The 23,515-nt window shown below is 38.4% G+C and carries 22 protein-coding genes and 3 tRNA genes; 24 read left to right on the top strand and 1 reads right to left on the bottom strand.

From position 1 onward, the window contains the following. The first annotated feature begins 224 nt into the window (after positions 1–224). From M0Q46_04575 to M0Q46_04530, 10 genes are all read left to right on the top strand, one after another. Positions 225–983, top strand: a complete 759-nt coding sequence (locus M0Q46_04575; protein MCK9582873.1) for an ABC transporter ATP-binding protein — start codon at positions 225–227, stop codon at positions 981–983. Next, on the top strand, positions 983–1,780 hold the full coding sequence (locus M0Q46_04570) for an ABC transporter permease (GenBank protein MCK9582872.1): 798 nt from the start codon (positions 983–985) through the stop codon (positions 1,778–1,780). The genes M0Q46_04575 and M0Q46_04570 overlap by 1 nt, the downstream gene beginning before the upstream one ends. Then, complete coding sequence (locus M0Q46_04565) at positions 1,777–2,712, top strand: phosphatidylglycerol lysyltransferase domain-containing protein (GenBank protein MCK9582871.1); 936 nt, start codon at positions 1,777–1,779, stop codon at positions 2,710–2,712. The genes M0Q46_04570 and M0Q46_04565 overlap by 4 nt, the downstream gene beginning before the upstream one ends. Positions 2,713–2,823: 111 nt before the next feature. Next, on the top strand, positions 2,824–5,379 hold the full coding sequence (locus M0Q46_04560) for a glycosyltransferase (protein MCK9582870.1): 2,556 nt from the start codon (positions 2,824–2,826) through the stop codon (positions 5,377–5,379). 37 nt (positions 5,380–5,416) lie between these two features. Continuing rightward, complete coding sequence (locus tag M0Q46_04555) at positions 5,417–5,911, top strand: YajQ family cyclic di-GMP-binding protein (GenBank protein MCK9582869.1); 495 nt, start codon at positions 5,417–5,419, stop codon at positions 5,909–5,911. Positions 5,912–5,995: 84 nt separating this feature from the next. Further along, entirely contained in the window at positions 5,996–7,009 is a 1,014-nt protein-coding gene (locus M0Q46_04550) for a phosphotransacetylase (GenBank protein ID MCK9582868.1), read from the top strand. Positions 7,010–7,631: 622 nt separating this feature from the next. After that, a complete protein-coding gene (locus M0Q46_04545) occupies positions 7,632–8,807 on the top strand; it encodes a WG repeat-containing protein (protein MCK9582867.1) in 1,176 nt (391 codons plus the stop codon). A gap of 93 nt (positions 8,808–8,900) precedes the next feature. Further along, on the top strand, positions 8,901–9,161 hold the full coding sequence (locus M0Q46_04540; GenBank protein MCK9582866.1) for a GIY-YIG nuclease family protein: 261 nt from the start codon (positions 8,901–8,903) through the stop codon (positions 9,159–9,161). 14 nt (positions 9,162–9,175) lie between these two features. Continuing rightward, positions 9,176–9,265, top strand: a tRNA-Ser gene (locus M0Q46_04535). Positions 9,266–9,500: 235 nt separating this feature from the next. After that, positions 9,501–10,145: a hypothetical protein gene (locus M0Q46_04530; protein ID MCK9582865.1), complete on the top strand. Its 645-nt coding sequence runs from the start codon at positions 9,501–9,503 to the stop codon at positions 10,143–10,145. A 39-nt stretch (positions 10,146–10,184) separates the two neighbouring features. On the opposite strand, the gene M0Q46_04525 is transcribed toward M0Q46_04530, so the two are convergent. Beyond that, entirely contained in the window at positions 10,185–11,954 is a 1,770-nt protein-coding gene (locus M0Q46_04525; GenBank protein MCK9582864.1) for an ATP-binding cassette domain-containing protein, read from the bottom strand. Positions 11,955–12,282: 328 nt separating this feature from the next. On the opposite strand from M0Q46_04525, the gene M0Q46_04520 reads away from it, so the two are divergent. The 14 genes from M0Q46_04520 to M0Q46_04455 all read left to right on the top strand — a co-directional run. Beyond that, the gene (locus tag M0Q46_04520; protein ID MCK9582863.1) at positions 12,283–13,137 is read left to right on the top strand and encodes a hypothetical protein; all 855 of its coding nucleotides are present in this window, start codon (positions 12,283–12,285) and stop codon (positions 13,135–13,137) included. Positions 13,138–13,300: 163 nt separating this feature from the next. Beyond that, positions 13,301–13,390, top strand: a tRNA-Ser gene (locus M0Q46_04515). Positions 13,391–13,644: 254 nt separating this feature from the next. Then, positions 13,645–14,556 carry a restriction endonuclease gene (locus M0Q46_04510; protein ID MCK9582862.1) on the top strand — a complete coding sequence of 304 codons (912 nt, stop codon included), beginning with the start codon at positions 13,645–13,647 and terminating at the stop codon, positions 14,554–14,556. 208 nt (positions 14,557–14,764) lie between these two features. Next, a complete protein-coding gene (locus M0Q46_04505) occupies positions 14,765–15,670 on the top strand; it encodes an ORF6N domain-containing protein (GenBank protein MCK9582861.1) in 906 nt (301 codons plus the stop codon). A gap of 85 nt (positions 15,671–15,755) precedes the next feature. Then, entirely contained in the window at positions 15,756–16,349 is a 594-nt protein-coding gene (locus M0Q46_04500) for a pentapeptide repeat-containing protein (protein ID MCK9582860.1), read from the top strand. 35 nt (positions 16,350–16,384) lie between these two features. Next, complete coding sequence (locus M0Q46_04495) at positions 16,385–16,780, top strand: tryptophan-rich sensory protein (GenBank protein ID MCK9582859.1); 396 nt, start codon at positions 16,385–16,387, stop codon at positions 16,778–16,780. A gap of 334 nt (positions 16,781–17,114) precedes the next feature. Continuing rightward, complete coding sequence (locus M0Q46_04490; protein MCK9582858.1) at positions 17,115–17,501, top strand: RNA-binding protein; 387 nt, start codon at positions 17,115–17,117, stop codon at positions 17,499–17,501. Positions 17,502–17,710: 209 nt separating this feature from the next. Next, positions 17,711–17,784, top strand: a tRNA-Ala gene (locus M0Q46_04485). A gap of 124 nt (positions 17,785–17,908) precedes the next feature. Next, positions 17,909–19,600 (top strand): DNA polymerase III subunit gamma/tau, encoded by a 1,692-nt coding sequence (gene dnaX / locus M0Q46_04480; GenBank protein ID MCK9582857.1) that lies wholly within the window; start codon positions 17,909–17,911, stop codon positions 19,598–19,600. A gap of 12 nt (positions 19,601–19,612) precedes the next feature. Then, on the top strand, positions 19,613–20,209 hold the full coding sequence (gene recR, locus M0Q46_04475) for a recombination mediator RecR (protein MCK9582856.1): 597 nt from the start codon (positions 19,613–19,615) through the stop codon (positions 20,207–20,209). Positions 20,210–20,331: 122 nt separating this feature from the next. After that, the gene (locus M0Q46_04470) at positions 20,332–20,913 is read left to right on the top strand and encodes a 2-oxoacid:acceptor oxidoreductase family protein (protein MCK9582855.1); all 582 of its coding nucleotides are present in this window, start codon (positions 20,332–20,334) and stop codon (positions 20,911–20,913) included. 30 nt (positions 20,914–20,943) lie between these two features. Continuing rightward, a complete protein-coding gene (locus M0Q46_04465) occupies positions 20,944–21,240 on the top strand; it encodes a 4Fe-4S binding protein (protein MCK9582854.1) in 297 nt (98 codons plus the stop codon). A 606-nt stretch (positions 21,241–21,846) separates the two neighbouring features. Then, positions 21,847–23,049: a hypothetical protein gene (locus M0Q46_04460; GenBank protein ID MCK9582853.1), complete on the top strand. Its 1,203-nt coding sequence runs from the start codon at positions 21,847–21,849 to the stop codon at positions 23,047–23,049. A 46-nt stretch (positions 23,050–23,095) separates the two neighbouring features. Next, positions 23,096–23,515 (top strand): thiamine pyrophosphate-dependent enzyme (locus tag M0Q46_04455; GenBank protein MCK9582852.1); only part of this gene is annotated, 420 nt, incomplete at its 3' end.

The raw sequence follows: 23,515 nt of genomic DNA, 5'->3' as shown, positions 1-23,515 counted from the left end.
AAGAGCCAGGTCCTGGTTTTAACGAAAGATACTTTTACATCACCCTCACCTGCCCTTCTGGCTTCCTCTCCCCTCGAGGGAGAGGATTGAGGTGAGGGGGACATTAAAATATATCAGGATGCAATTTTGGAAACAAAAGCTGTCAGATAAAAAGACTAATGAATTATAATCTGTATAATCTATGCTTATCAATCTGTGTAATCAGGTTTTAAAAAGGATAAAAAATGATCGTTGTAGAGGTAAACAATTTAACTAAAGAGTTTAACGGCATAAAGGCCGTTGACGATATAACATTTTCGCTAAAAGAAGGCATAATAACCGGTATGCTTGGCCCAAACGGCGCTGGCAAAACAACAACTATTTATATGCTGCTTGGCTTGATAACGCAAACTTCAGGAAGTATTCGCATTTTTAATAAAGATATCGCAAAACACCGGCAGGAAGTACTTAGCCAAATGAATTTTTCTTCAACCTATGTAAGTTTGCCGTCGAACTTAAAGGTTATGGAGAATCTTTTATTTTTTTCATATCTATACGATGTTAAACAATGGAAAAAGAGAGCAGTAAAGCTATTAGAAGAGTTTGAATTAAGCGGACTTGAAAATAAAAGAACTGGCCAGCTCTCATCAGGGCAGATAACGCGTTTAAACCTTGTTAAAAGTTTGCTTAATAGCCCAAAGTTTTTATGTCTTGACGAGCCAACTTCAAGTTTAGACCCAATTTCCGCAAAAATAGTAAGGGCCAAACTAAAAGATATGGCAAAAAAAGACGGCATCACAATACTTTACACCTCGCACAATATGCACGAAGTTGAGCAGCTCTGTGATGAAGTTATTTTTTTGCATAAGGGCAAAATAAAAGCTTTTGGCACACCTGAGCAGTTAGTGCAATCGCTAAAGCAAAAAGATATGGAAAATGTTTTTTTTGAGCTTGCAGGCGATGGTGAAAAAAATGAAGGCAATTTATCAGGAGGTGCAAAATAATGGCGGCAATCAAAAGAATAATTGCTATTGTTTTGCGCCATATATTGCTGCTTCCAAAAAACTTTTCTCGTTGGATAGATATGTTTTTTTGGCCGGTGTTAGACCTTTTGCTTTGGGGTTTTACAACAATATATTTAAATTCGCACGGCCCGCAAGGCATAAACTTTGTTATGCTTTTTTTAGGGGCTCTTATATCGTGGGATATTATGTTTCGCGCGCAGCAATCCATAACAGTCACATTTTTAGAAGATATTTGGGCAAGAAATATGCTTAACCTGTTTGTATCGCCGCTTTCGCCTCTTGAGTTTTTATCGGGTGCTATAATATACGGAATGCTAAAACACTTTATTACAATGACATTTTTGGTTTTGTTTGCATTTTGGCTTTATAGTTATAATTACTTTACTTTGGGTTTTTACCTTGTGCCGGCGGTTTTTAACCTTTTGCTTTTTGGCTGGGTTGTGGGAATAGTTGCCACAGCGGTAATTGTGCGATTTGGCCAATCCGCCGAAATTCTCGCATGGGGACTTGCGTTTATGATTCAGCCATTTGTAGGTGTTTTCTATCCCATATCAACAATGCCGCCAATTTTTAGAGTGGTGTCATACGCACTTCCGCCAACTTATATTTTTGAGCAAATGCGTTGCATTGTTTTAAATAAAACAGTCAATACAAATTTTTTGTGGATTGCTTTTGCGCTAAACATATTTTATCTTCTAATGGCATTTGTTTTTTTCTCATACATTTGGAAAAGTGTAAAAATTAAAGGTTATCTAACAAAACTGGAGACACAATGATGCAAATAAAAACTTTCCCTGATTTTGATATGTTTTCAATAGATCACAGAGAAATTTTTGCGCAGGCGCAAAAAAACACAAAACCGTCTTTATCGGATATAACATTTAACAATCTTTATGGCTGGCATGCTTTCTTTAACTACAAAGTAAGCCGTTTTGAAGAGCTGCTTTTTATTCACTGCCAGCTTGAAAACAAACTTATAGTAGGCCAACCCATTATGCTTAGCGCAAGTGCTTCTTACACGCAACAATTCGCAAGCTTATGCTCATTTCTTCGGGCTTATCAAAAAGAAAGCGGCTTAGAGGTTGTATTTAAAAACATCTCACAAGTATGCCTTAAAAACATAGATGTTTCTGGGCTTAGCGCACTAAGCACACTTGATTCTTTTGACTATGTTTACTCACTTAGCGACCTTTGTGAATTAAAAGGCGAAAAATTTTCTCCAAAGAGAAACCTGATAAAGCAGTTTCAAAAAAAATACAGCTATAGTTACGAGCCGTTAAGCTCAACAAACATTGCAGCTGCTATTGAGTTTGCAAAAACTATTTCTACCGGTACGGCAACTAATACAAAAGATATGAAGTTGTACTGCATTGCCTGCATTTTGCTTGAAAGCTACAATGCTTTAGAACTTTATGGCGGCTTAATTTTTATAAATAATAAAGTATGCGGGCTAACTATTGCAAGCATAGAACGACACTTTGAGTATTCCGACGGTATTTTCCCAACTGTGGTAGTTCACACCGAAAATGCCGACCAGGGTTATAAAGGCATCTATCAGGCATTAAATAACTTTTTTGTTTCGTCGTTGCCCAAAGATATTGTGTTCGTAAACAGAGAAGAAGATATGGGCATAAGCGGGCTTCGCAAAGCAAAGCAGTCGTACCAGCCGGCCAGGTTTGTAGAAAAAACAGAACTTAGCTTGATATAACAGTTTAATTGGTGTGGTAATATATTAAAATTAATTTGTATAGACAAAGCACCGGCAGAATTATATAATCAACAATCGTGTAATTTAAAGAATTAGTTTGTTAAGGGAAAAATGCTTTATTTACTAATAACACTTTTAAGTTTGTCGTTTCTTTTGCTTATTATTTATGTGACTTTGCTTGTAGCGCACAGTAAGGCCAAAAATAAAGAGCTATTTGGTTTTGGCACATTGCCTAAAGTTTCCATTTTAAAGCCAATAAGTGGTTTAGATGATGGTTTAGAAGAAAATATAGAATCATTTTTTACAATAGATTATCCGTCTTATGAAATTGTTTTTGGTTTAGATACCCAAGACCCAGCCTGCCTTAAAGCCGTAGAAAAAGCAAGGGAAAAATTCCCAGATGTGCCCTCAAAAGTTGTAAGCGTCTTATCTAAAAAAATATTAAACCCCAAAATAACCACTCTAATAAATATGGAGCCATCTGCCACAGGGCAGTTATACTGGATTACCGATTCAAACATCCGTGTTGAGCGCGATACATTAAAAAATCTTGTGCACGAATACCTCTCAAAAGGTTCAAAAATTGTATTTTCGCCTATTCGTGGAGATGGCGGCAACTCGCTTGGCAGTATTATTGAAAACTCCTATATGAACTTTTTTGTTTCAAGCAACATTATAGCGGCATGGAAATTTTTAAAAATGCCCCTAATTGTCGGCAAAAGTATGTTAATTGAAAAAGCAAAGTTAGAAGAGCTTGGCGGCTTTGAGCGTTTTAGAGAGTACTTGGCGGAAGATTTTGTTATGGGCGAAATTTACGCCAAAGAAAAGGTTCATATATCCACAAACTATACATGGGTAACAAATTATGCTTCAAGTGCCAGCGTTAAAAAGGTTTATGACCGATTAGCCCGCTGGGCAAAATTGCGCTTTAACATAAAACGCGAGCATTATTTTTGCGAGGTATTATTAAACCCGGTAATATTGTCGCTTATTTTTGCGATATTTTTGGGTAAAACAGCTGTTACTATTTATGTGGCGGCTTTTTTGTTTAAGGTTGTTTTAGAGTACATTGTGCTTTTCGCGGTAAGTAGAATAGATAGAAAAAATTTTAAGGTGTTGTTTCTTTTACCTGTGGCGGTATTTCTAAAAGATATTATGTTGTTTATTGTATACCTGGCTCCATTTATTAACAGCAGCGTAAATTGGCGTGGCAGGCAAATACGCATTGGCGCGCAAAGCAAAATTCTCTATATTGAAGGTGGCGTACAAGAATCAACTGAGTCCCAAGTTTGGCAACAGCAGCCACACAAAGAAGGCACCCACATAAGCGCAAGCGGCCTTGCCTGGGTAATCTCCGCAATTATGGGGCTTGGGCATATGAGGGCTGCAACCCCATTAAAAGATATTGCCTGCGGCCAAAAAATAGTTGTTGAGGGCAAAGATGAGTTTTCTTCCGCCGAAGAGTGCCTTACATGGGCACGGCTTAAAAAAATATACTATGTAATGTCCAGTGCCAAGCGCATTCTCGTTATTGGGCGATACATAATAAAGTTGCTAAATACTATGGAAAAAATACCTTACTATTACCCTACAAGAGATCACTCCAAACCAACATGGGCCGTAAAATATCTTAAGCATCTGATAAACAACGAAAACCTATGCAAAAACACAATAATGCGTGTTCGCCAAAGCCCAAACCCTGTGGTCAGCAGTTTTTATGCCTCATCAATAGCCGTAGATATGCGCCTTGGCAACACGGTAGATAACTATTTAATTGTTTGCGATTCTGATATAAATAGGGTGTGGGTTAGCGAATATCCGTCAAGAAGTTCAATAAAGTATTTAATACCCTGCACGCAAATAAAAAAGCGGCTTATGTCTTATGGTGTGCCGGAAGAAAATATTTTGTTAACTGGTTTTCCATTGCCTAAAGAAAACATTGGCAGTAAAGAGGATTTAGAAATTTTAAAAGAAGATATATTTAACCGGCTTCTGCGTTTAGACCCTTATAATAAGTTTTTTTCAATATACAAAAAAGATGTGTTTTATTTGTTAAACAAAGAAGAGTTGCCCGATGAGCGCGAAAGTTTTTTTACGGTTGCATTTGCAGTTGGCGGTGCCGGTTCTCAAACAGAAATAGCGCAAAAATTACTGCACAGTTTAAGGGGTAAAATTGTTGAAGGGAAAATAAAAGTTTTCCTTTCAGCCGGAGTGCGTGTAGAAGTGCGCGATAAATTTATTGAATATATAAAAGCGCTTAAATTAACCGAGTATATAGGCGATGCCATTAAGATAGTATTTGATGAAGATATAACAAATTATTTGTTTAAATTTAATAAAATGCTTCGCACAATCGATGTGCTTTGGACAAAACCAAGTGAGTTATCTTTTTACTGTGCTCTTGGTATTCCTATAATTATCGCGCCGTCTATAGGTGCGCACGAAGACAGCAACGCCCGTTGGTTAGATGAAATTCACGCGGGAATTTTTCCTCCTGGCCCTGTTGAGTATGCTGATGAATGGCTTTTTGATTTGCGCGAAAAGGGCCGCCTTGCCGATGCGGCATGGGCAGGTTTTTTAAAAGCACGCAAGCTTGGCACATATAAAATAGAAGAACTTGTTAAAACCGGAAAATTTTTGCCGGGTGCAGGCCCGCTGGAACAGTAAAAAATAACCTTTAGGTATTTGTAAAAGGAGATTAAACATGGCAAATTTTTCTTTTGATATTGTTTCAGAAGTAGATATGCAAGAGGTTGATAACGCAATAAATCAAGCGCAAAAAGAGCTTGCCCAAAGGTACGATTTTAAGGGCACTAAATGCTCAATTGAGTTTAACAAAGCAGAAAAGAAAATAATACTGCTTGCCAACGATGATTTTAAATTAAAAGCCCTGCAAGATATTATGGAAGGGCGTTTTGCGAAAAGGGGTGTATCTATAAAGTCAATAAATTACAACACGCCCGACAATGCGTTTGGTGGCTCAATTAGGCAGGTTGCGGAAATAACATCGGGGTTGCCAAAAGAAAAGGCAAAAGAAATTGTGCAGTTAATAAAAAATATGAACTTAAAAGTTCAAACCCAAATAGAGGGCGAAAAACTGCGTGTAATATCAGCAAAAAAAGACGACCTCCAATCGGTTATTGCAGGTTTAAGAGAATCAAATTTTTCTTTACCGTTACAGTTCACAAATTTCAGGTAGGGTTTATTAAAATTTCAGTAAAAATATGGTTACCGAAAAATGGGTTAACCGCTTTGTATAAAAAGTGCAGTATAAAGGAATTTTATGAAAAGTTTTTTTGACTCATTATCAAAACAGGCAAAAGAAGTAAAAGCCACAATTATATTTGCAGAAGGCGACGAAGACCGCACCCTAATTGCGGCGGCAAACCTTGTGCACGAAGGCATCTGCACCGTAAAACTAACGGCTGTTTCAAAGGAAGCAATAGTTGCCACAGCAAAGCGCAATGGCCTTGAGCTTACCGGCCTTGAAGTAATTGAGCCGAGTATTGAAACGCTTGATAAAACCGTTGTAGAAAATTTTATAAATTCAAGGGTTGTAAGAGGAATAAGCCGGCAAGATGCGCAAGCTATGGTGATAGATCCGTTAATGTTTAGCGCGCTTTATGTAAAAAGCGGTTATGCAACTGGTTGCGTAATGGGTGCTCGCGCCTCAACACCCGATGTATTGCGTGCCGCAATTTCCGGTATTGGCGTGGCCGCGGGCACAAAGTTGGTATCGTCATTTTTCTTAATGGTACCGCCGCCTTCCTCCCACTCAATAATTAAAGAGCCGGTAGTATATGCCGATTGTGGTGTGAACCCAGACCCTAAGGCGATAGGATTAAAAGACATAGCGGTGGCAAGCGTTGCAAGTTTTAAGAGCTTGTTTCCTTCAAGAACACCAAAAGTTGCATTTCTGTCATTTTCCACAAAAGGCAGTTCCGAACACAAAGCTGTTGACGAAATTGTAAAGGCAGTGAAACTTACTCAAAAACACTTCAAAAATGATTCAAGTGTTTTAATTGATGGCGAACTTCAGTTTGATGCCGCAATAATCCCTGCAATTGCAGAGCGCAAGTCGCCAAATTCTTTAATAAAAGGTGATGCGAATATATTTATATTCCCAGACCTTAACTCAGGCAACATCTCATATAAAATAACCGAGCGGCTTGGCGGCTTTACCGCAATAGGCCCAATTTTGCAAGGTGTTGCAAAGCCAATAAACGATTTAAGCCGTGGGTGCAAACCTCACGATATTTTTTATACAGCTGTCATAACCATCCTGCAAAGCCGATAGTTTATAATTCCAAGCAACTTCCCAAAACTTTGCGCAATATTTTCAAAATTTTTAGCAAATATATTGAACCTGGATTTTGCAATAGGTTTGTGCGATTTTAAGCCCAAAGGGAAGAACCAAGGTGAAGGAGACAGAGGTATTTTTAATGCAAAAATTACGGCGAATGATTATTCCATTTGCAAGGGTGTATGTCCGCCTCGCTCTTAGGAGCGGGCGAGACCTCGCCCAAAGGGCGGGCGTGGTAAAATGTTCCATATCTTCCGACGAATTTCCACCCAAGGCGGGCTGCCTTATGGGCATGCCAAATCCTATTATAAAATTCGGGTTCAAAGTTGACTGAAGCAAAAATTTAATATATTCTGACATGGTATAAAAGGGTAAAAATATTGTTTCAAGAGTGCTCTGGGCACTCAAAGTGGTTGATGAAGTGTGGTCAACCATTGGTACCTGTTAGGAAAGGGTTCGGTGAGGCAAGTCCCGCATTTTGCGGGATGTCCGCCTCGCTCTTAGGAGCGGGCGAGACCTCGCCCAAAGGGCGGGCGATATAAATGTTCTTTCAATCCGAAACAACGCAGAAAGTATTTCCATAAAGGTCAGGGTGTTGCAAAAAGAAGGGAGTAAAATGAAAAAGATTTTACTTTTCTTAATTGTGATTTTGCTTGTAGTTATCTTGTTAATGGCTAACTATAAAGATAGCCTTGTGCCAATACAGGTTAATGAGAAATGGGGTTTTGCCAACATGGGTGGTGAAATAGTCATAAACCCGCAGTTTGACCTTGTTAACCCGTTTTTTGAGGGAGTTGCAGCTGTAAATGTAAAAGGCAATTGGGGTTATATAGAGAAAACAGGGGAATTTGTAATAGAGCCGCAGTTTAATACGGTGTATCCATTTTCAGGCGGTCTTGCTTCTGTGGAAGTTGATAATAAATGGGGTTACATTGATAAAATTGGAAAATGGGTATCAATAATAAATCAGTCCGACGATGCATATGTATTTTCAGAAGGCCTTGCTCTTATAATGGTAGGCAATAAATATGGCTATATAGACAGCAAAAACAATGTAGCCGTCCAGCCAAAGTTAGATGGCGGTTCACAATTTATTGAAGGTCTTGCTGCTGTAGAAGTTGATGATAAATGGGGTTACATTGATAAGACAGACAACTATGCGGCAAACCCACAGTTTAACAATGTGTTTGATTTTTCAGAGGGGCTTGGTTCAGTAGAAGTTGGCGATAAATGGGGTTATATCAATAAAAAAGGTGAAATGGTAATAGAACCGCAGTTTGATATGGCGTATCCATTTTCAGGCGGCCTTGCTGTTGTAGAAGTTGATGATAAATGGGGTTACATTGATAAAATCGGCAAATGGGTATCAATAATAAATCAACCCGACGATGCATATGTATTTTCAGAAGGCCTTGCTCTTATAATGGTAGGCAATAAATACGGCTATATAGACAGCAAAAACAATGTAGCCATCCAGCCAAAGTTTGACGGTGGTGCGCAATTTATTGAAGGTCTTGCTTCTGTGGAAGTTGATAATAAATGGGGTTACATTGATAACACAGGCAACTATGTTATAACTCCTCAGTTTGACAATGTGTTTGATTTTTCAGAGGGGCTTGGTTCAGTAGAAGTTGGCTATAAATACGGCTACATCAATAAAAAAGGTGAAATGGTAATAGAACCGCAGTTTGATATGGCGTATCCATTTTTAGAAGGTATTGCATCGGTTAACTCAAAAGGCAAATGGATATATATAAATCAAAAAGGTGAAGAGTTAGATTCGAAAAAGTAAAATAGTTTTTAAAATTCAGGCGGTTTGCGAAGTGCATTAGCCGCCTGTTTTATGCACGATTAATGTTCGGTGAGGTTTGACAAAGTGTATTATGTGTATGTTTTATACAGTAAAAAATTAAAACATCTATACAAAGGGTCAACTGGTAATCTTAGAAATCGTTTGGCTGAACATAATTCTGGAGCCGTGGTGTCGACTAAATTTGGGAAACCATGGGAGTTGTTGTATTATGAAGCTTTTCAAAATAAAACAGATGCGTTAATTGAGGAAAAGTTTCTCAAAAGTGGTAAAGGAAGACAAAGATTAGATTACTTATTGAAAAACGCATTGATGAGTGAGTCAGCCCGAGGCTGACCCGCTTTGAGCGGGGAGAGGTGTCCGAGTGGTTGAAGGAGCCGGTCTCGAAAACCGGTATGCCAGCAATGGTATCGTGGGTTCAAATCCCACCCTCTCCGCCATTTTTATTTTAAATAAAAATGGCGAGATCTCGCCCACCGAAATTGTAAAACAATTTTGGTGAGGCGGATCCGTTTTTTGGATTGGAAATTAAAATAGTAAAATCTCGCCCTCCAAATTTGAAGAACAAATTTGGCGAGGTGGACTCTCCGTATTTATAGAAAAGTAAAATGGCGGATCCGTTTTTATATACAACAAAATTGGCAGAAAATTGAAAATACTATAATAATTAAAAAAATGGTAACAACAAATCATCAGTATTTAAAATCCAACCCTGTAAAGTCTACAGATACCTCGTTGATTTTAGGGACAATACATCCGCATAATACAAAGTCGTTTAAAATAGGTTTTTTCTATGGAAACAAGTGTTTACTTTGGAATATACTTAAATCAGCTTTTTCAAAATACAAGTTGGACTCACTAAATTCAATTAAAAAAACCCTCCGCCAAAGAAAAGTTTGGATTTCTGATATGATTTTGAAATGTTCAAGGGATTCTGAAAAAGTTACGGCAGATGAAGCACTAAGAAATATTGTTTCAAACTTTAAACAAATTAAAACCGGAATAATAAAATCAAAAATCCACACAATATTTTTTACAAGTGCTTTTGGCAAGAACAATGCGGCAGGGTTATTTTGTAAGGACTTTGTAATTAAGCCAATTCCGAAACGAAATGAAAATAGAGAGTTCGAAATAGATAAAAAATATTTTGGTAGAAAAATAACGGGTGTTGTTTTATTTTCTCCATCTGGTCGGGCAAATGGTGGTATTAGCAAGAGTAAATTGTATTTGCGAAAAAAAGAAAAATACAAAAGCAGTAAATTACCAGTTAAGGATTTTAGGATTGATTTTTACAAAAATGCTTTCAAAGATATTTTTTGATTGCAGACGAGATAACCCTTTGTTTGATTCTTCTGTTTGCTATTTGTAAAGTTCTTCGCGCAGGTTTTTTACTCTCTCATCGGCAAGGTACTCATCGTAGGTCATTAGCTTATCTATAAATCCATTCGGAGTCACTTCAATTATTCGGTTTGCTATCGTTTGCACAAATTGATGGTCGTGCGACGAAAAAAGTATAGTGCCAGCGAAGGCCTCTAACCCCTCGTTTAACGCGCTGATAGATTCAAGGTCTAAATGGTTTGTTGGCTCGTCAAACAAAAGTACATTTGCTTCCGTAAGCATCATTTTAGAAAGCATACAGCGCACCTTTTCACCGCCTGAGAGATGAACTATCATTTTTTGCGTTTCTTCACCCGAAAAAAGCATCTTGCCTAAAAAGCCGCGTATAAAATTTTCACTTTTTTCTTTTGAAAACTGCCTTAGCCAGTCAACCAAATTTATTTGTTCGGTAAAGTATTTTGAGTTATCTTTTGGAAAGTATTCCTGTGTAGTTGTAATGCCCCATTTAAATTCGCCTGAATCTGATTCTTCTTCACCCGCGAGTATTTGTAAAAGTGAGCTAACAGCAATACGGTTTCTGCCAACAAAAGCAACTTTTTCCGATTTTTTAATTGTAAAAGTTAAGTCTTTAAGTAGTACAGTGCCGTCTGCAGCTGTTTTATTTAATGAATCAACCATCAACATATCGTTGCCTGCTTCCCGCGATTGTTTAAAAAAGGCATACGGGTATCGGCGCGACGATGGTTTTATATCTTCCAGAGTTATTTTATCAAGCAAATTTCTGCGCGAAGTTGCCTGCTTTGCTTTTGATGCGTTTGCGCTAAAGCGTGCGATAAATGCTTTTAACTCCTCAATTTTTGTTTCCATTTTCTTGTTGTAATCGGATTTTTGTGTTAACGCAAGCTGGCTTGCTTCGCGCCAAAAACTGTAGTTGCCAGTAAAAAGCGCAATGTGGTTGTAATCAATATCTGCGACATGTGTGCAAACTTTATCTAAAAAATGCCTGTCGTGAGAAACCACAATGACCGTATTTTTAAAATCAAGTAAAAAATCTTCAAGCCAGTTTATTGTTTCAATGTCTAAATTATTTGTGGGCTCATCCATTAAAATAATGTCAGGGTTGCCAAAAAGCGCTTGGGCAAGCAGCACTCGCACCTTTTCGCTTCCGGTAAGCTCTTTCATTTTCTTCTCGTGTAGTGCCTCGGGTATCTCTAATCCGCTTAAAAGCTTTGCCGCTTCCGACTCGGCTTCCCAGCCATTAAAATGTCCAAAGTCGGACTCAAGGTGCGCAACTCTCATACCGTCTTCATCGCTGAAGGTTTCTTTTGCGTAAATTTCGTCGCGTTCTTGCATAATACTATAAAGTTGTTTATGGCCCATAATAACTGTTCTAAGCACCGGGCACTCATCAAACTCAAAATGGTTTTGTTTTAGTACAGCAATGCGTTCATTTGGCGAAAAAGATACAGTGCCTTTTGTTGGCTCAATCTCTCCAGATAAAATTTTAAGAAATGTAGATTTGCCAGAACCGTTTGCCCCAATTAAACCATAGCAGTTGCCCGGGGCAAATTTAATTGACACATCTTCAAATAAAATTCTTTTTCCAAATGACAGGGTAATTTTTTCTGTACTAAGCATTGCTAATCCTTTTTGTTTAAACCCAAATCCTATTGCAAAATCCGGGTTAAAAAAATACGCTCCAAGTTGCGAAGCGTAATTGTTTGCTTGCTCTGTAAGCAGGTGTATTATAGCATATTTGTGTTTGCCGCTTTGAGGTTTGGCAAGTGCCAATGAAGTGTTTTCAAAAATTGCGAAAAACTTACATATTTTTCACATCTTTGTTGGATTGACAAGTCGTTGTAAGATTGTCTAAAATACACAATCAGTGAGAAAAATCATCTTGACAGTATGTTATGTATTGTGTTGTTAGCCGCAGCTTACTCGTTTGCTGGTGCTTTCAGGTATGGCACAACCCCTTTGGTTGATGGCAAATCAAACCCCAATCAGATTGTTATTAGCAATAGAAACTCAATTATTACATATGTGTTTTGTAAGCTTAATAGACCCGCGTGAGCGCGGCGCGGTGTAACATGCAATGTTTGTGTTTCAAAATAACGCTATGAAAAAATTATTTATATTTATTTCTGTATTGCTCATTGTTCTTTTATTGGCTTACTTGTCGCTCTTTGTTTTTGTAAATTCGGCAATAAAAACATTGGTGGCAAATGCCAAAATTGAAAAATATTTAAACAGGCAGGTAACACTCGGTAAGTTTTCAGTGTCAGGCATAACCGCTTATTCGGCTTCCAATTTTTCAATTTCAAAAGTTCCAAATTTCAATGCTGGTTTGCTGGCATCAGCCAAAAAAATACAAATACAAACAGGGTTCTTTAAAAAAGAAAAACTTATAACATTTTCACTTGATGTTGCTGGTGTAAATGCAAACATAAGTATAAAAGAGCTGGCAAATTTGCCTAGTGCTTTAGTTGCCTGTCCAGTTAAGTTTTGTATTCCAATAAAAAGTATAATATTAACAAGCGCAACAGTAAATGTTTATCAAAACGAAGCAGATACAAAACCGGTTGTTTTTATAGACAACATCTCGCTTAAGATTGCAGATCTTTTTATAGAAAAACCATTTGACTTTACAGCATCGTTTAAGGTAATAAATGGCAACGAAAACTTTACAGTTTATTCTAAATGTGTTTTTGACCTTAAAAAACAGGAAATACAAATTTTAGATGCCACAATAGTTTCAGACAACAGTGCTGTTTATGTGAAAGGGAAAATAGCGCAAATAGCCAGTAAAGATAATATGAATTTTGATATTGAAATATCGGGCGATAAAAATGTTGTAAATAAAATTGTAAATGTGTTTTCACCCGCAACAGAAGCGGAGCTTGAACTAAAGCCCAAAACAAAAATACATATAAGTGGAACACTAAATAAAACTTTGTTAGAAATTGAGCAGTAATAAATAGAGCCATCAAAACACAACCAAAAGTCACCTTGAAAACATTCTTAAAAGTAAGCAAGGTTGCTTTATCGATTTTGCCAGAACAATCCCGCCGATAGGTGAGTATGTCCGCCTCGCTCTTATGAGCGGGCGAGACCTCGCCCAAAGGGCGGGCGACATAGGAGAGGTGCTGGAGTGGTTTAACAGGCCCGCCTGGAAAGCGTGTGTACTAGAAATGGTACCGAGGGTTCGAATCCCTCCCTCTCCGCCATTTTTATTTTAAATAAAAATGGCGAGATCTCGCCAAAAGGTTTTTGGCGGATCCGTTTTTTAAATAAGGATTCGAAAGAATCTCGACCGAGCTTTCAGCGAGGAAGTGCCGCTTCCATTAAGATTATCAAGGCGGCCTCCCTCTCCGTTTTTTCTGCTTTTGCAGAAAAAACGGAGTGAGGAGAAAGGTTAGAGTAGATAGGTGACAAAAAACTTTCTCTGAGCATCGATTAAATATTGGAGGTTAGTAAAAGTATGAAAATACCAGATTACCAGTCAATAATGCTTCCTATTCTAAAATTTGCAGGAGATAATCAAGAGCACACCGTAAGAGAAGCAATTGACTACATTTCTAATGCTTTTAAACTGACTGAGCAGGACAGAAAAGAAATTTTGCCAAGTGGCTCACAGTACATTATTGATAATCGTGTTGGTTGGGCAAAAACTTATCTCAAAAAAGCCGGCTTGCTTGAATCTCCAAAGCGATCATATTTCAAAATAACTGACCTCGGACTAGATGTTCTTAAGAAAAATCCATCAGAAATTAATGTAGAATTTCTTTTGCAATTTCCTTTATTTATAGAATTTAGAAGTACAAAAAAAGAAAAAAACGAACATGAAGAACAAGAGACAGATACTAGCTCAACACAAACACCTCAAGAGCTTCTAGAATATGGCTATCAGAAAATAAAGAAGGATTTATCACAAGAATTATTGAGTTTTGTTAAACAAAGCTCACCTAGATTTTTTGAAAAGTTAGTTGTAGAACTTTTGCTTGCTATGGGATATGGTGGCTCTCGAAAGGACGCAGGCCAAGCAATCGGTCAAAGTGGCGACGGTGGTATTGATGGAATTATTAAAGAGGATAAACTTGGTCTTGATGTTATTTATCTCCAAGCAAAACGTTGGGAAGGTATTGTTGGTTCAAAAGAAATTAGAAATTTTGTTGGTAGTTTGGTTGGACAGAAAGCAAACAAGGGAGTTTTTATTACGACTTCCGAATTTACAAAAGATTCATTGGAGTATGTAAAGACGATAACGCATAAAGTTATATTGATTAACGGTGAAATGCTTACTCAACTGATGATTGAAAACAATATAGGCGTTTCAAAAGTAATCAGCTATGACGTTAAAAAAATAGATTCAGATTATTTTGTAGAAGAGTAATCGTAAAATTGTAGTTATTATTGGTGCTAAAATAGAAAAAAATGTCTTTGATGTCGCAGAAATATACAAAGATAAAGATTGTAAACTGGAATCTGATTCTATATTCACGATTTCTAAATGATTTTATGTTTAAATTATTTCTAAGGTTGAATAAGGTATTAGGTCACAAATTGTGACCAGTTAAACATGTGTTTGTTGGAGGTTGGTAATGAAGGTGTTGTCAATCCAAGATATTGTTAGCAAAAAAATATTTTATTTGCGTGAACAAAAGATAATGATAAGTACACATTTAGCCGAACTTTATGGGGTAGAAGTTAGAGCTTTGGTTCAGACCGTGAAACGAAATATTGAAAGATTTCCAAAGGACTTTATGTTTCAGTTGAATAATAATGAATATATGAATTTGAAATCACAATTTGTGATTTCAAAAAGAGGCGGTGCTCATAGAGCTTTACCCTATGCTTTTACTGAGCAAGGTGTAGCGATGCTTTCAAGTGTGCTAAATAGTAAAAGAGCCATACAGGTGAACATAGGAATAATGAGAGTATTCGTTAATATTAGAAAATTGGTAGCAGGAGACATGGAAATAAATAGTAGATTGAACTCATTGGAATATAATGATAAATTGCAAGACAGAAATATAAAAATGATTTTCAAAGTTATACATGAACCGCCCGATACTAAATTATTAACACCAGAGAAACCATTTTCAAATAGAAAAGTTGTAAGGGATGTTATTAGTACTTGCGAGGGCTATATCTATTGGGTAGATAAATATTTCTCAACGGTCGGTTTAGATCTAATAGCAGAATCAATTAATATGGCAAGTGTAAGGGATATTAGAATTTTAATGTCACATGATAAAGCGGATAAAAATTTTACAGCTATGTTCAAACATTTGAAACAGGAATTGCAGAGCAATGGAGTAACTTGTGAATTTCGCCTGATTACAGATAAAAAGTTAAATACCATTATTCATGATAGATGGATTGTTTCTGAGAATCAGTGTTATAATTTGCCTTCAACAGATACTGTTGCCAGAGGACAGTATTCTGAAGTAAAAAAGACCTCAAATATTCCGCCTTTCATTGAATGGTGGGATAAAAGTAAGTAGATAGTAGAGAAACCTTTTTCCGAACGGTCAACTTTCTACTCTCTAATTTCAGGTTTAATTTTTGCTTCTAAAAATACATTCAAATATGACCAATAACAATATACTTTTTTCAGAAGTATCTTTTGAAAATCGGGTGTTTCAAAATATTTCTCTTTCCAAAGAGGAAATTCGCAATAAAGAGTTCTTAAATTGCAGTTTCAATAACTGTGCCTTCGGAGAATGCAATTTTTCCGGCTCATCATTTAATGATTGTACCTTCAAGAGTTGTAACCTTCCAAATATAACAATAGATAACTGCCGTTTTAGAAATACAGTTTTTGAAGAGTGTAAAATTGTCGGTGTTATTTTCGCGCGAATCAATCCATTTCTTTTAAGTTGGATATTTAAGCAATGTAAAATTGAGCTTTGTAATTTCAGCGGCCTTAAAATGGCGCGTAGTCAATTCATTCAATCTTTTATTTGTGAAACGGATTTTATTAATACCGATCTCAGAGAATCCAGTTTTGCTGACTCCGATTTACACGCAAGTAAGTTTCATAATGTCAATTTAGAAAAAGCAAATTTTGTAGGTGCGCGCAATTATTATATTGATCCTATTACCAATAAAATAAAACACGCAAAGTTTTCTTATCCTGATGTTTTGTCTCTACTCGCGGCATTTGAAATAAAAGTTGAATAGCAAAATCAGAATAGAATTAGGAGATAATAATAAACATGAAAGCATATATCTGGTATTCTCAATTAATTAAGCCGTCATGGGCGCCACCTTCCTGGCTTTTCGGTCCAGTGTGGACATTTCTTTATGTGTTAATCGTTTTGTCTTTTGGTAAGGTGTTTTTAATGGCGTGCAAAAAAGAGATTGCTTTTATTGTTGCTCTGCCATTTATTCTTAACCTCATTTTTAACTTCGCATTTACTCCTTTACAATTTGGGCTACAAAACAATATTCTTGCCGCAATTGATATCTTGCTCATCTTGGGTACACTAATATGGGCAATGGTTGCTATATGGCCACACTCTCACTGGATTGCTTATATTCAAATTCCGTACTTACTTTGGGTTTCCTTTGCAACTGTTTTGCAATTAACTATCACTTATTTAAATAAGTAATGAACTTATGTAAGCTCTAACTAATAAGTCGTTATTATTGTTTTAAAGCTGTAATTATAAACTTGCCAAAATAACACATATTATCGGAAATGTTTAAGCTTAGTAGTATTCACACAAAAAAATAAAAATTTGGTATAATCGACAAAGTTGTGAAACAAAATTTTGAAGTCCGTGCTAAAGGAGATCAGGCGCAGATCGCTGTGCCGATGGTGCTAATGGGTCAAATTGCCTAACACGGTGGCATTTGTAAAGTGTAAGACGCAAAAGTAAAACATGTCACAGAATATTCTTTCGAGCAGAAGGCGAAAGTTAAATACGCGATAAAGGGGTAGCTATGAACATTTATGTAGGTAATTTAGCACGCGAAGTGTCTGAGCAGGATCTTTCAAGTCTTTTTTCAACATTCGGTCAGGTTGCAACGGCCGCTGTAATTAAAGATAAGTTCACAGGTGAATCAAGAGGTTTTGGTTTTGTTGAAATGGCAGTTAAAGAAGAAGGGGCAGCCGCAATAGCAGCTCTCAATGGTAAAGACCTAAAAGGCCGTCCATTAACAGTTAACGAAGCCAAACCAAAAACAGAAGGCGGTCCAAGAAGAAGTGGCGGTGGTGGTTTTGGTGGCAGAAGTGGTGGTTTTGGCGGTGGTAGAAGCGGTGGTTTTGGTGGTGGCAGAAGTGGTGGCGGCAATAGCAGAGGTGGTGGCAGCGGCGGTAGCCGTTGGTAATTTAGTTGCTTTTAATTAGTTATTTCAAACCCGTATTTTGCAATAGGTTTGAGAACAGAGACGAAAGAGATGGATACAGTTTTGACGCAAAAATTGCAGTGAATGGTAATTCCATTAGCAAGGTTTTTGCGGATAAAAATGTCCCATATCTTTTGATGAATTCCAAACCCTATTGCGAAATCTGGGTTCAAATAAGCACAAATTTTTGTGGGGCCATAGTATAACGGCAGTATGCATCGTTCGCAACGATGAGATGCGGGTTCAATTCCCACTGGCTCCACCAGAATTTTTTAATAATAAATCTAGCTTTTACAACATAATTTGAGAAGCGCAACAAAAGTAAGTTCTTTTTTTGCGTGGTTGCGAGTTTTGTTGCAAGAGACCGATTAAATACCATGGAGTGAAAAATGTCTTATGTTGTTCTTGCCAGAAGGTTTCGCCCACAAACATTTGCCGATATAATAGGGCAAGAGCATGTTTCAACAATTTTAAAAAATGCCATTTCTGAAAATCGCGTGGCGCACGCTTATTTATTAAGCGGTCCAAGGGGTGTGGGTAAAACTACCGCCGCAAGAATTTTTGCAAAAGCATTAAACTGCAAAAATGGCCCTACACCTGAGCCATGCGGAAAATGCACAAACTGTGTTGAAATTACCGGCGGCTCAAGTGTTGATGTACAAGAAATTGATGGTGCATCTAACCGCGGTATAGATGAAATTCGCGAACTGCGCGAAAATGTTAAATTCGCACCTGCCGTTTCAAAATACAAAATTTACATAATAGACGAAGCCCACCAAATAACCGATGCCGCTTTTAACGCACTTCTTAAAACACTTGAAGAGCCGCCAGCGCATGTGGTTTTTATACTTGCAACTACCGAACAGCAAAAAATTCCGATTACAATTCTTTCCCGTTGTCAAAAATTTCGCTTTCGCTTAATTTCGTCAAAAGATATTATTGCCAACCTTGAAGCAATATTAAAAAAAGAAAAAGTAGTGGTTGCCCCTGAAGTTTTGCAAACAATTGCAAGCACCACCGGCGGCTCTATGCGCGATGCTTTAAGTTTACTTGACCAGCTTATTTCATTAGGTGTTAAAGATATTAAAGAGTCCGATGCAAACACGGTGCTTGGCCTTTTGCCTGACAAGTTAATAAACGAAGCTGCTGAGTTTTGCGCCCAAAATGATGCAAGTGCAATTATGGTACTTGTAAAAGAAGTAAATATGCAGGGCTACAACCTTGCGCAGTTTGCATCAGACCTTCGCTCCAGATTTCGTAAAACCTTGGTTTATAAAATAAACCCATCAGCTGTAGAAATTACAGCTGGCGAAAAGCAGTGGCTTGAAAAAGAAAAAGATAATTTTACCCAAGCATGGCTTGTTCGCTCAACATCGTTGCTTACAAAAGCGGTAGATGAAATGAAACGCAGTGACGAGCCCAGAATAGTACTTGAACTTTGTCTTGTAAGGTTATGCCTGCCTTACATTGGTGCAGACGATATATTAAAACGCCTTGAAGAGCTAGAAAAAAGCGGCGGTATGCAAATGCAGGAAGGCGCAGGGCAAAACAAAGAGAACCGAAACGAGGCGAGTGCTTCTAATAAAGTTTCAGATAACAAACCGGCTTACATAATTACGGATAGCTCAAAAAATAATGTGTCAGATTCATACACAAGCACCAATGATAGCAGTAGCCACTTAACACTTTGGCGTCAAACAATAGCCGATTTCAGTAAAAAGCACCCGGCTTTTGGCTATATGCTAAAAGATAGTCATTTTAAGACACTTAGCCCAAGTGGTGTTTTGGCACTTACAGTGGCAAGTCGTTTTGAGAAAGAAACTATCAACTCTAATAGGGAAACAATAGAGCAGATAATGAGTGGGAAGTTTGGTAAGAGCATTTCCATAAATATAGTTGTGCAAGAAAGCAATAGTTCCACTTCTTTGCCCGGTGAGCCGCAAGTAATATCAACACAGGAGCCAATTATTCCCGTAAAAGAAGTGTTTTCAGTTTTGCCGGAAGGCAATATTACCCCAAAGTTGCCATCAGCGGTAGAAAAAGTAAGAGATTTATTTAAAGGAACGGTAAAGAAAAATTAGCGTGCTAAATATATGACAAGGCCTAAAGCTGTAGAAAGAATGATAGAGGCGTTTCGCACAATGCCCGGTATCGGCCCTAAAATGGCAGAAAGGTTGAGCTATCATATATTAAGGGCGCCCGATTCTCAGGTAAGCGAAATAGTTAACTCAATAGCAGATGCAAAGGGTTCGGTAAAAATTTGCGGCAAGTGTTTTAACATAACTCAGAGTGACCCTTGCGATGTTTGCGATGATAGCACAAGAGATAAAACAACACTTTGTGTGGTTGAAACGCCGCAAGACCTCACCGCATTTAGTGCTGTAAAGCAGTACTACGGGCTTTACTTTGTGCTTGGCGGCGCGCTTTCGCCGCTTGATGGGGTTGGCCCAAATGACATTAGGGTTAAAGAGTTGCTAAATCGTCTAAAAAGTGATAGTATTGCCGAACTAATAATTGCTACAGACACAGATTCAAAAGGTGAAATAACAGCTCTTTTTCTGGCAGAACAAATTAAACCGCTTGTGCCAAAAGTTACAAGAATTGGATACGGCCTGCCCATGGGCGGCGATTTAGAATACGCAGATGAAATAACACTCACCCGTGCTTTACAAGGGCGCAGGGAGATGTAGGGCCAAGAACATTGGCAAGGAATTACACGCTGTAGAGGCGCATAATTCTTTAGCTGATGTTTTCTTTTAGCCCAATATTAGAACTTTCTATAAAAAATAGTTCATATGGAGGGTATAGGTTTATGTCAAAAAATATGATGGAAATTCGTTGGCATGGCAGAGGCGGACAAGGCGCAAAAACAGCCGCTTTGCTTTTTGGTGAAGCAGCACTAGCAACAGGTAAGCACATTCAGGCCTTCCCAGAATATGGCCCGGAAAGAATGGGCGCTCCGGTGCAGTCGTTTAATAGAATAGCCGATGCGGCAATAACTGTGCACTGTGGCATAACAGAACCAAACTTTGTTGTAATTTTAGACCCAACGCTGATTGATACTGTAAATGTTACAGAGGGCTTGCCTAAAGACGGGAAAGTTATAGTTAACACCTCGTTTCATTCAAAAGACCTTGCCGAGCGTCTTGGCATTTCAGCTGAGCAGGTTTTTGTTGTTGACGCATCAAAAATTTCTACCGAAACAATCGGAATGAACATACCAAACACGCCAATGCTTGGCGCGCTTGTAAAAGTAATTGGCACTATGGACATTGACCATGTGCTTGAAGATACAAAGAAAAAACTTGAGCAAAAGTTTCGTCATAAACCTCAGGTTATTGAAGGCAACCTTGCCTGCATAAAAAGAGCATACGACGAAGTAAAAAATGGATAATAGCGGCACAGAAAAATTTTGGAGGAGTAAATGAAAGCAGAAGAGAAAAAATTATCCGCCAGTCAGTTGCCAATAGGCGATATTTTGGAAGCTGGCACGGCAGTAAATTTTATAACAGGCGGCTGGAGAACTGAAAAGCCGGTTTGGCACAAAGAAAAATGTATTCAATGTATGATTTGTTGGATATCTTGCCCCGACAGCGCCATAACCGTTAAAGACGGTAAAAGAGACGAGTTTGATTTGGAGCACTGCAAAGGTTGCGGCATTTGCGCGGTTGAGTGCCCTGTAAAAACAAAAGCAATAACAATGGAAGTTGAAAAGAAATAGTAACAATGTCCGCCCGCCACTTTGTGGCGAGGCGAGACCTCGCCTGAAGGGCGGGGAAGTAGAAAAGAAACAGGAATAATTGTAGAGCGCTTCGGCTTATGAATAAGCCGAGCAAATATGAACGAAGCAACCATAGACCTTGCAATAGGTGTTAGGAACGAGACGAGCGAGGTCGTGGGTTTTACAACTCAAAAAGCAAGAGCGATGTTATAAACATCGGGCGAGCTTTTTGAGGAAGGAAAAGACCGTCATCGTTCGTCGAATCCAGCAATCTATTGCAAGTTCTATGGTTTAAATACTAAGTTTCGCCGATGGCGAGCCGCGACATAAATGTTCTTTCGAGAGTGCCCTATGCACTCGAAGTGGTTGATGAAGTGGTCAACCATTGGTACCATAATTTAGGAAAGGGTTCAGCGAACGGAAGTGAGCGACGACGAAATGGGAAAACCATAGGTTTTCCCTTGTAGAGCGGTTTGGCGAAATCATATTAGCCAAACCAAGTATGAACGAAGTGAATACTAAGTCCACCGATAGGTGAGACGTCCGCCTCACTCGTATGAGTGGGCGAGACCTCGCCCAAGTGGCGGGCGATATAGGAGTTTATTAATGTTAAAACCAACAAGTAAAAATGGCAAAATTGTTGCCAAAACCGGCAACGAAGCAATGGCTGAAGCAATGCGCCAAATTGCGCCAGATGTTGTTGCGGCTTACCCGATAACGCCGGCAACCGAAGTTGTGCAAATTTTCTCGCAGTATGTGGCAGACGGAGTTGTTCCAACAGAGTACATAGCCGTAGAAAGTGAACACTCGGCAATGTCGGCATGTATTGGCGCTTGTGCCGCAGGTGCAAGGGTAATGACAGGCACATCTTCACAAGGCCTTGCCTTAATGTGGGAAATGCTTTACATAGCTGCCGGCCTTCGTTTGCCAATAGTAATGGCAGAAGTTAATCGCGCGCTTTCAAGCCCCATCAACATTCATGGTGACCAGTCCGATACAATGGGCGCGCGTGATGCTGGCTGGATACAAATTTATTCCGAAAATACGCAAGAGGCATACGATAATATGCTGCAAGCTACACGCATTGCAGAAAAAGCAAAGCTGCCGACAATGGTAACCACTGACGGATTTATCATCAGCCATTGTATGGAAGTTGTTGAAATACAACCAGACGAAGAAGTAAAAAAGTTTGTCGGCGAATATAAACCCGAAAGGTATTTGTTAGATATAGACCGCCCATACACACTCGGCTCGCTTGATTTGCAAGATTATTACTTTGAGCACCGTTTACAGCTTGCCGACGCAATGCGCAATGCATCAAAAATAATTCTTGAAGTTGCAAAAGATTTTGCCGCACAGTTTGGCCGCGAGTATAGTTTTTATGAAAAGTACAAATTAGACGATGCCGAAATAGCCATTGTGGCAATTGGTTCAGCCGCGGGAACCGCGAAAGTAGTTGTTGACGAACTTCGTGCAAAAGGTGTAAAAGCGGGATTGCTTAAAATAAGAGTTTTCCGGCCATTCCCGCACAAAGAAATTGCAAAAGACCTCGCACACTTAAAGGCACTTGCAATTTTAGACAGAGCCGATTCTTGTTCTGGCAGTTTTGCTCCAGTTTATACCGATGTAACCTCCGCAATGTTCACACACAATTCTGGTAAAAATCCAAAAACAATAAACTATGTTTATGGCCTCGGCGGAAGAGATATAACTCTTGAGCATTTTAGAGAAGTGTTTGACCGTCTTGAAAAAATAAAAAATGGCGGAGAAGTTGGCGAGCCGCTTGAATACATAAATGTAAGAAAGTAATTTCGTTTTTATTGATAACGAAGTAATTTAATTGGAGGAAGTATAAATGGCAAATTTAAAACAACTTTGTAAAAAAGAAGAACTATTAACGGGTGGGCATCGTTTGTGCGCCGGTTGCGGTGCAGGTGCGGTTGCAAGACAGGTTTTGCTTGCTGCTTCCGATACCCCAATTGTTATAACCTCGGCAACAGGATGCCTTGAAGTTGCCACGACAATTTTCCCATATACCGCGTGGAAAGTTCCATTTATTCACTCTGCGTTTGAAAACTCCGCGGCAACTTGCAGCGGCGTAGAAACAGCATACAGAAGTTTAAAAAAACAAGGCAAAATAAACAAAGAAATTAAGTTTATTGCTTTTGGCGGTGATGGCGGCACATACGATATCGGCTTACAGTCGCTTTCAGGCGCAATGGAACGCGGACATAATATGCTTTACATTTGTTACAACAACGAAGCATATATGAAC

It is taken from the genome of Endomicrobiales bacterium (assembly GCA_023228045.1).
Classification (GTDB): Bacteria; Elusimicrobiota; Endomicrobiia; order Endomicrobiales; family JALOBY01; genus JALOBY01.
Note: the sequence above shows the minus strand (reverse complement) of the source record. Positions and strands in the feature narration are given on the sequence as shown.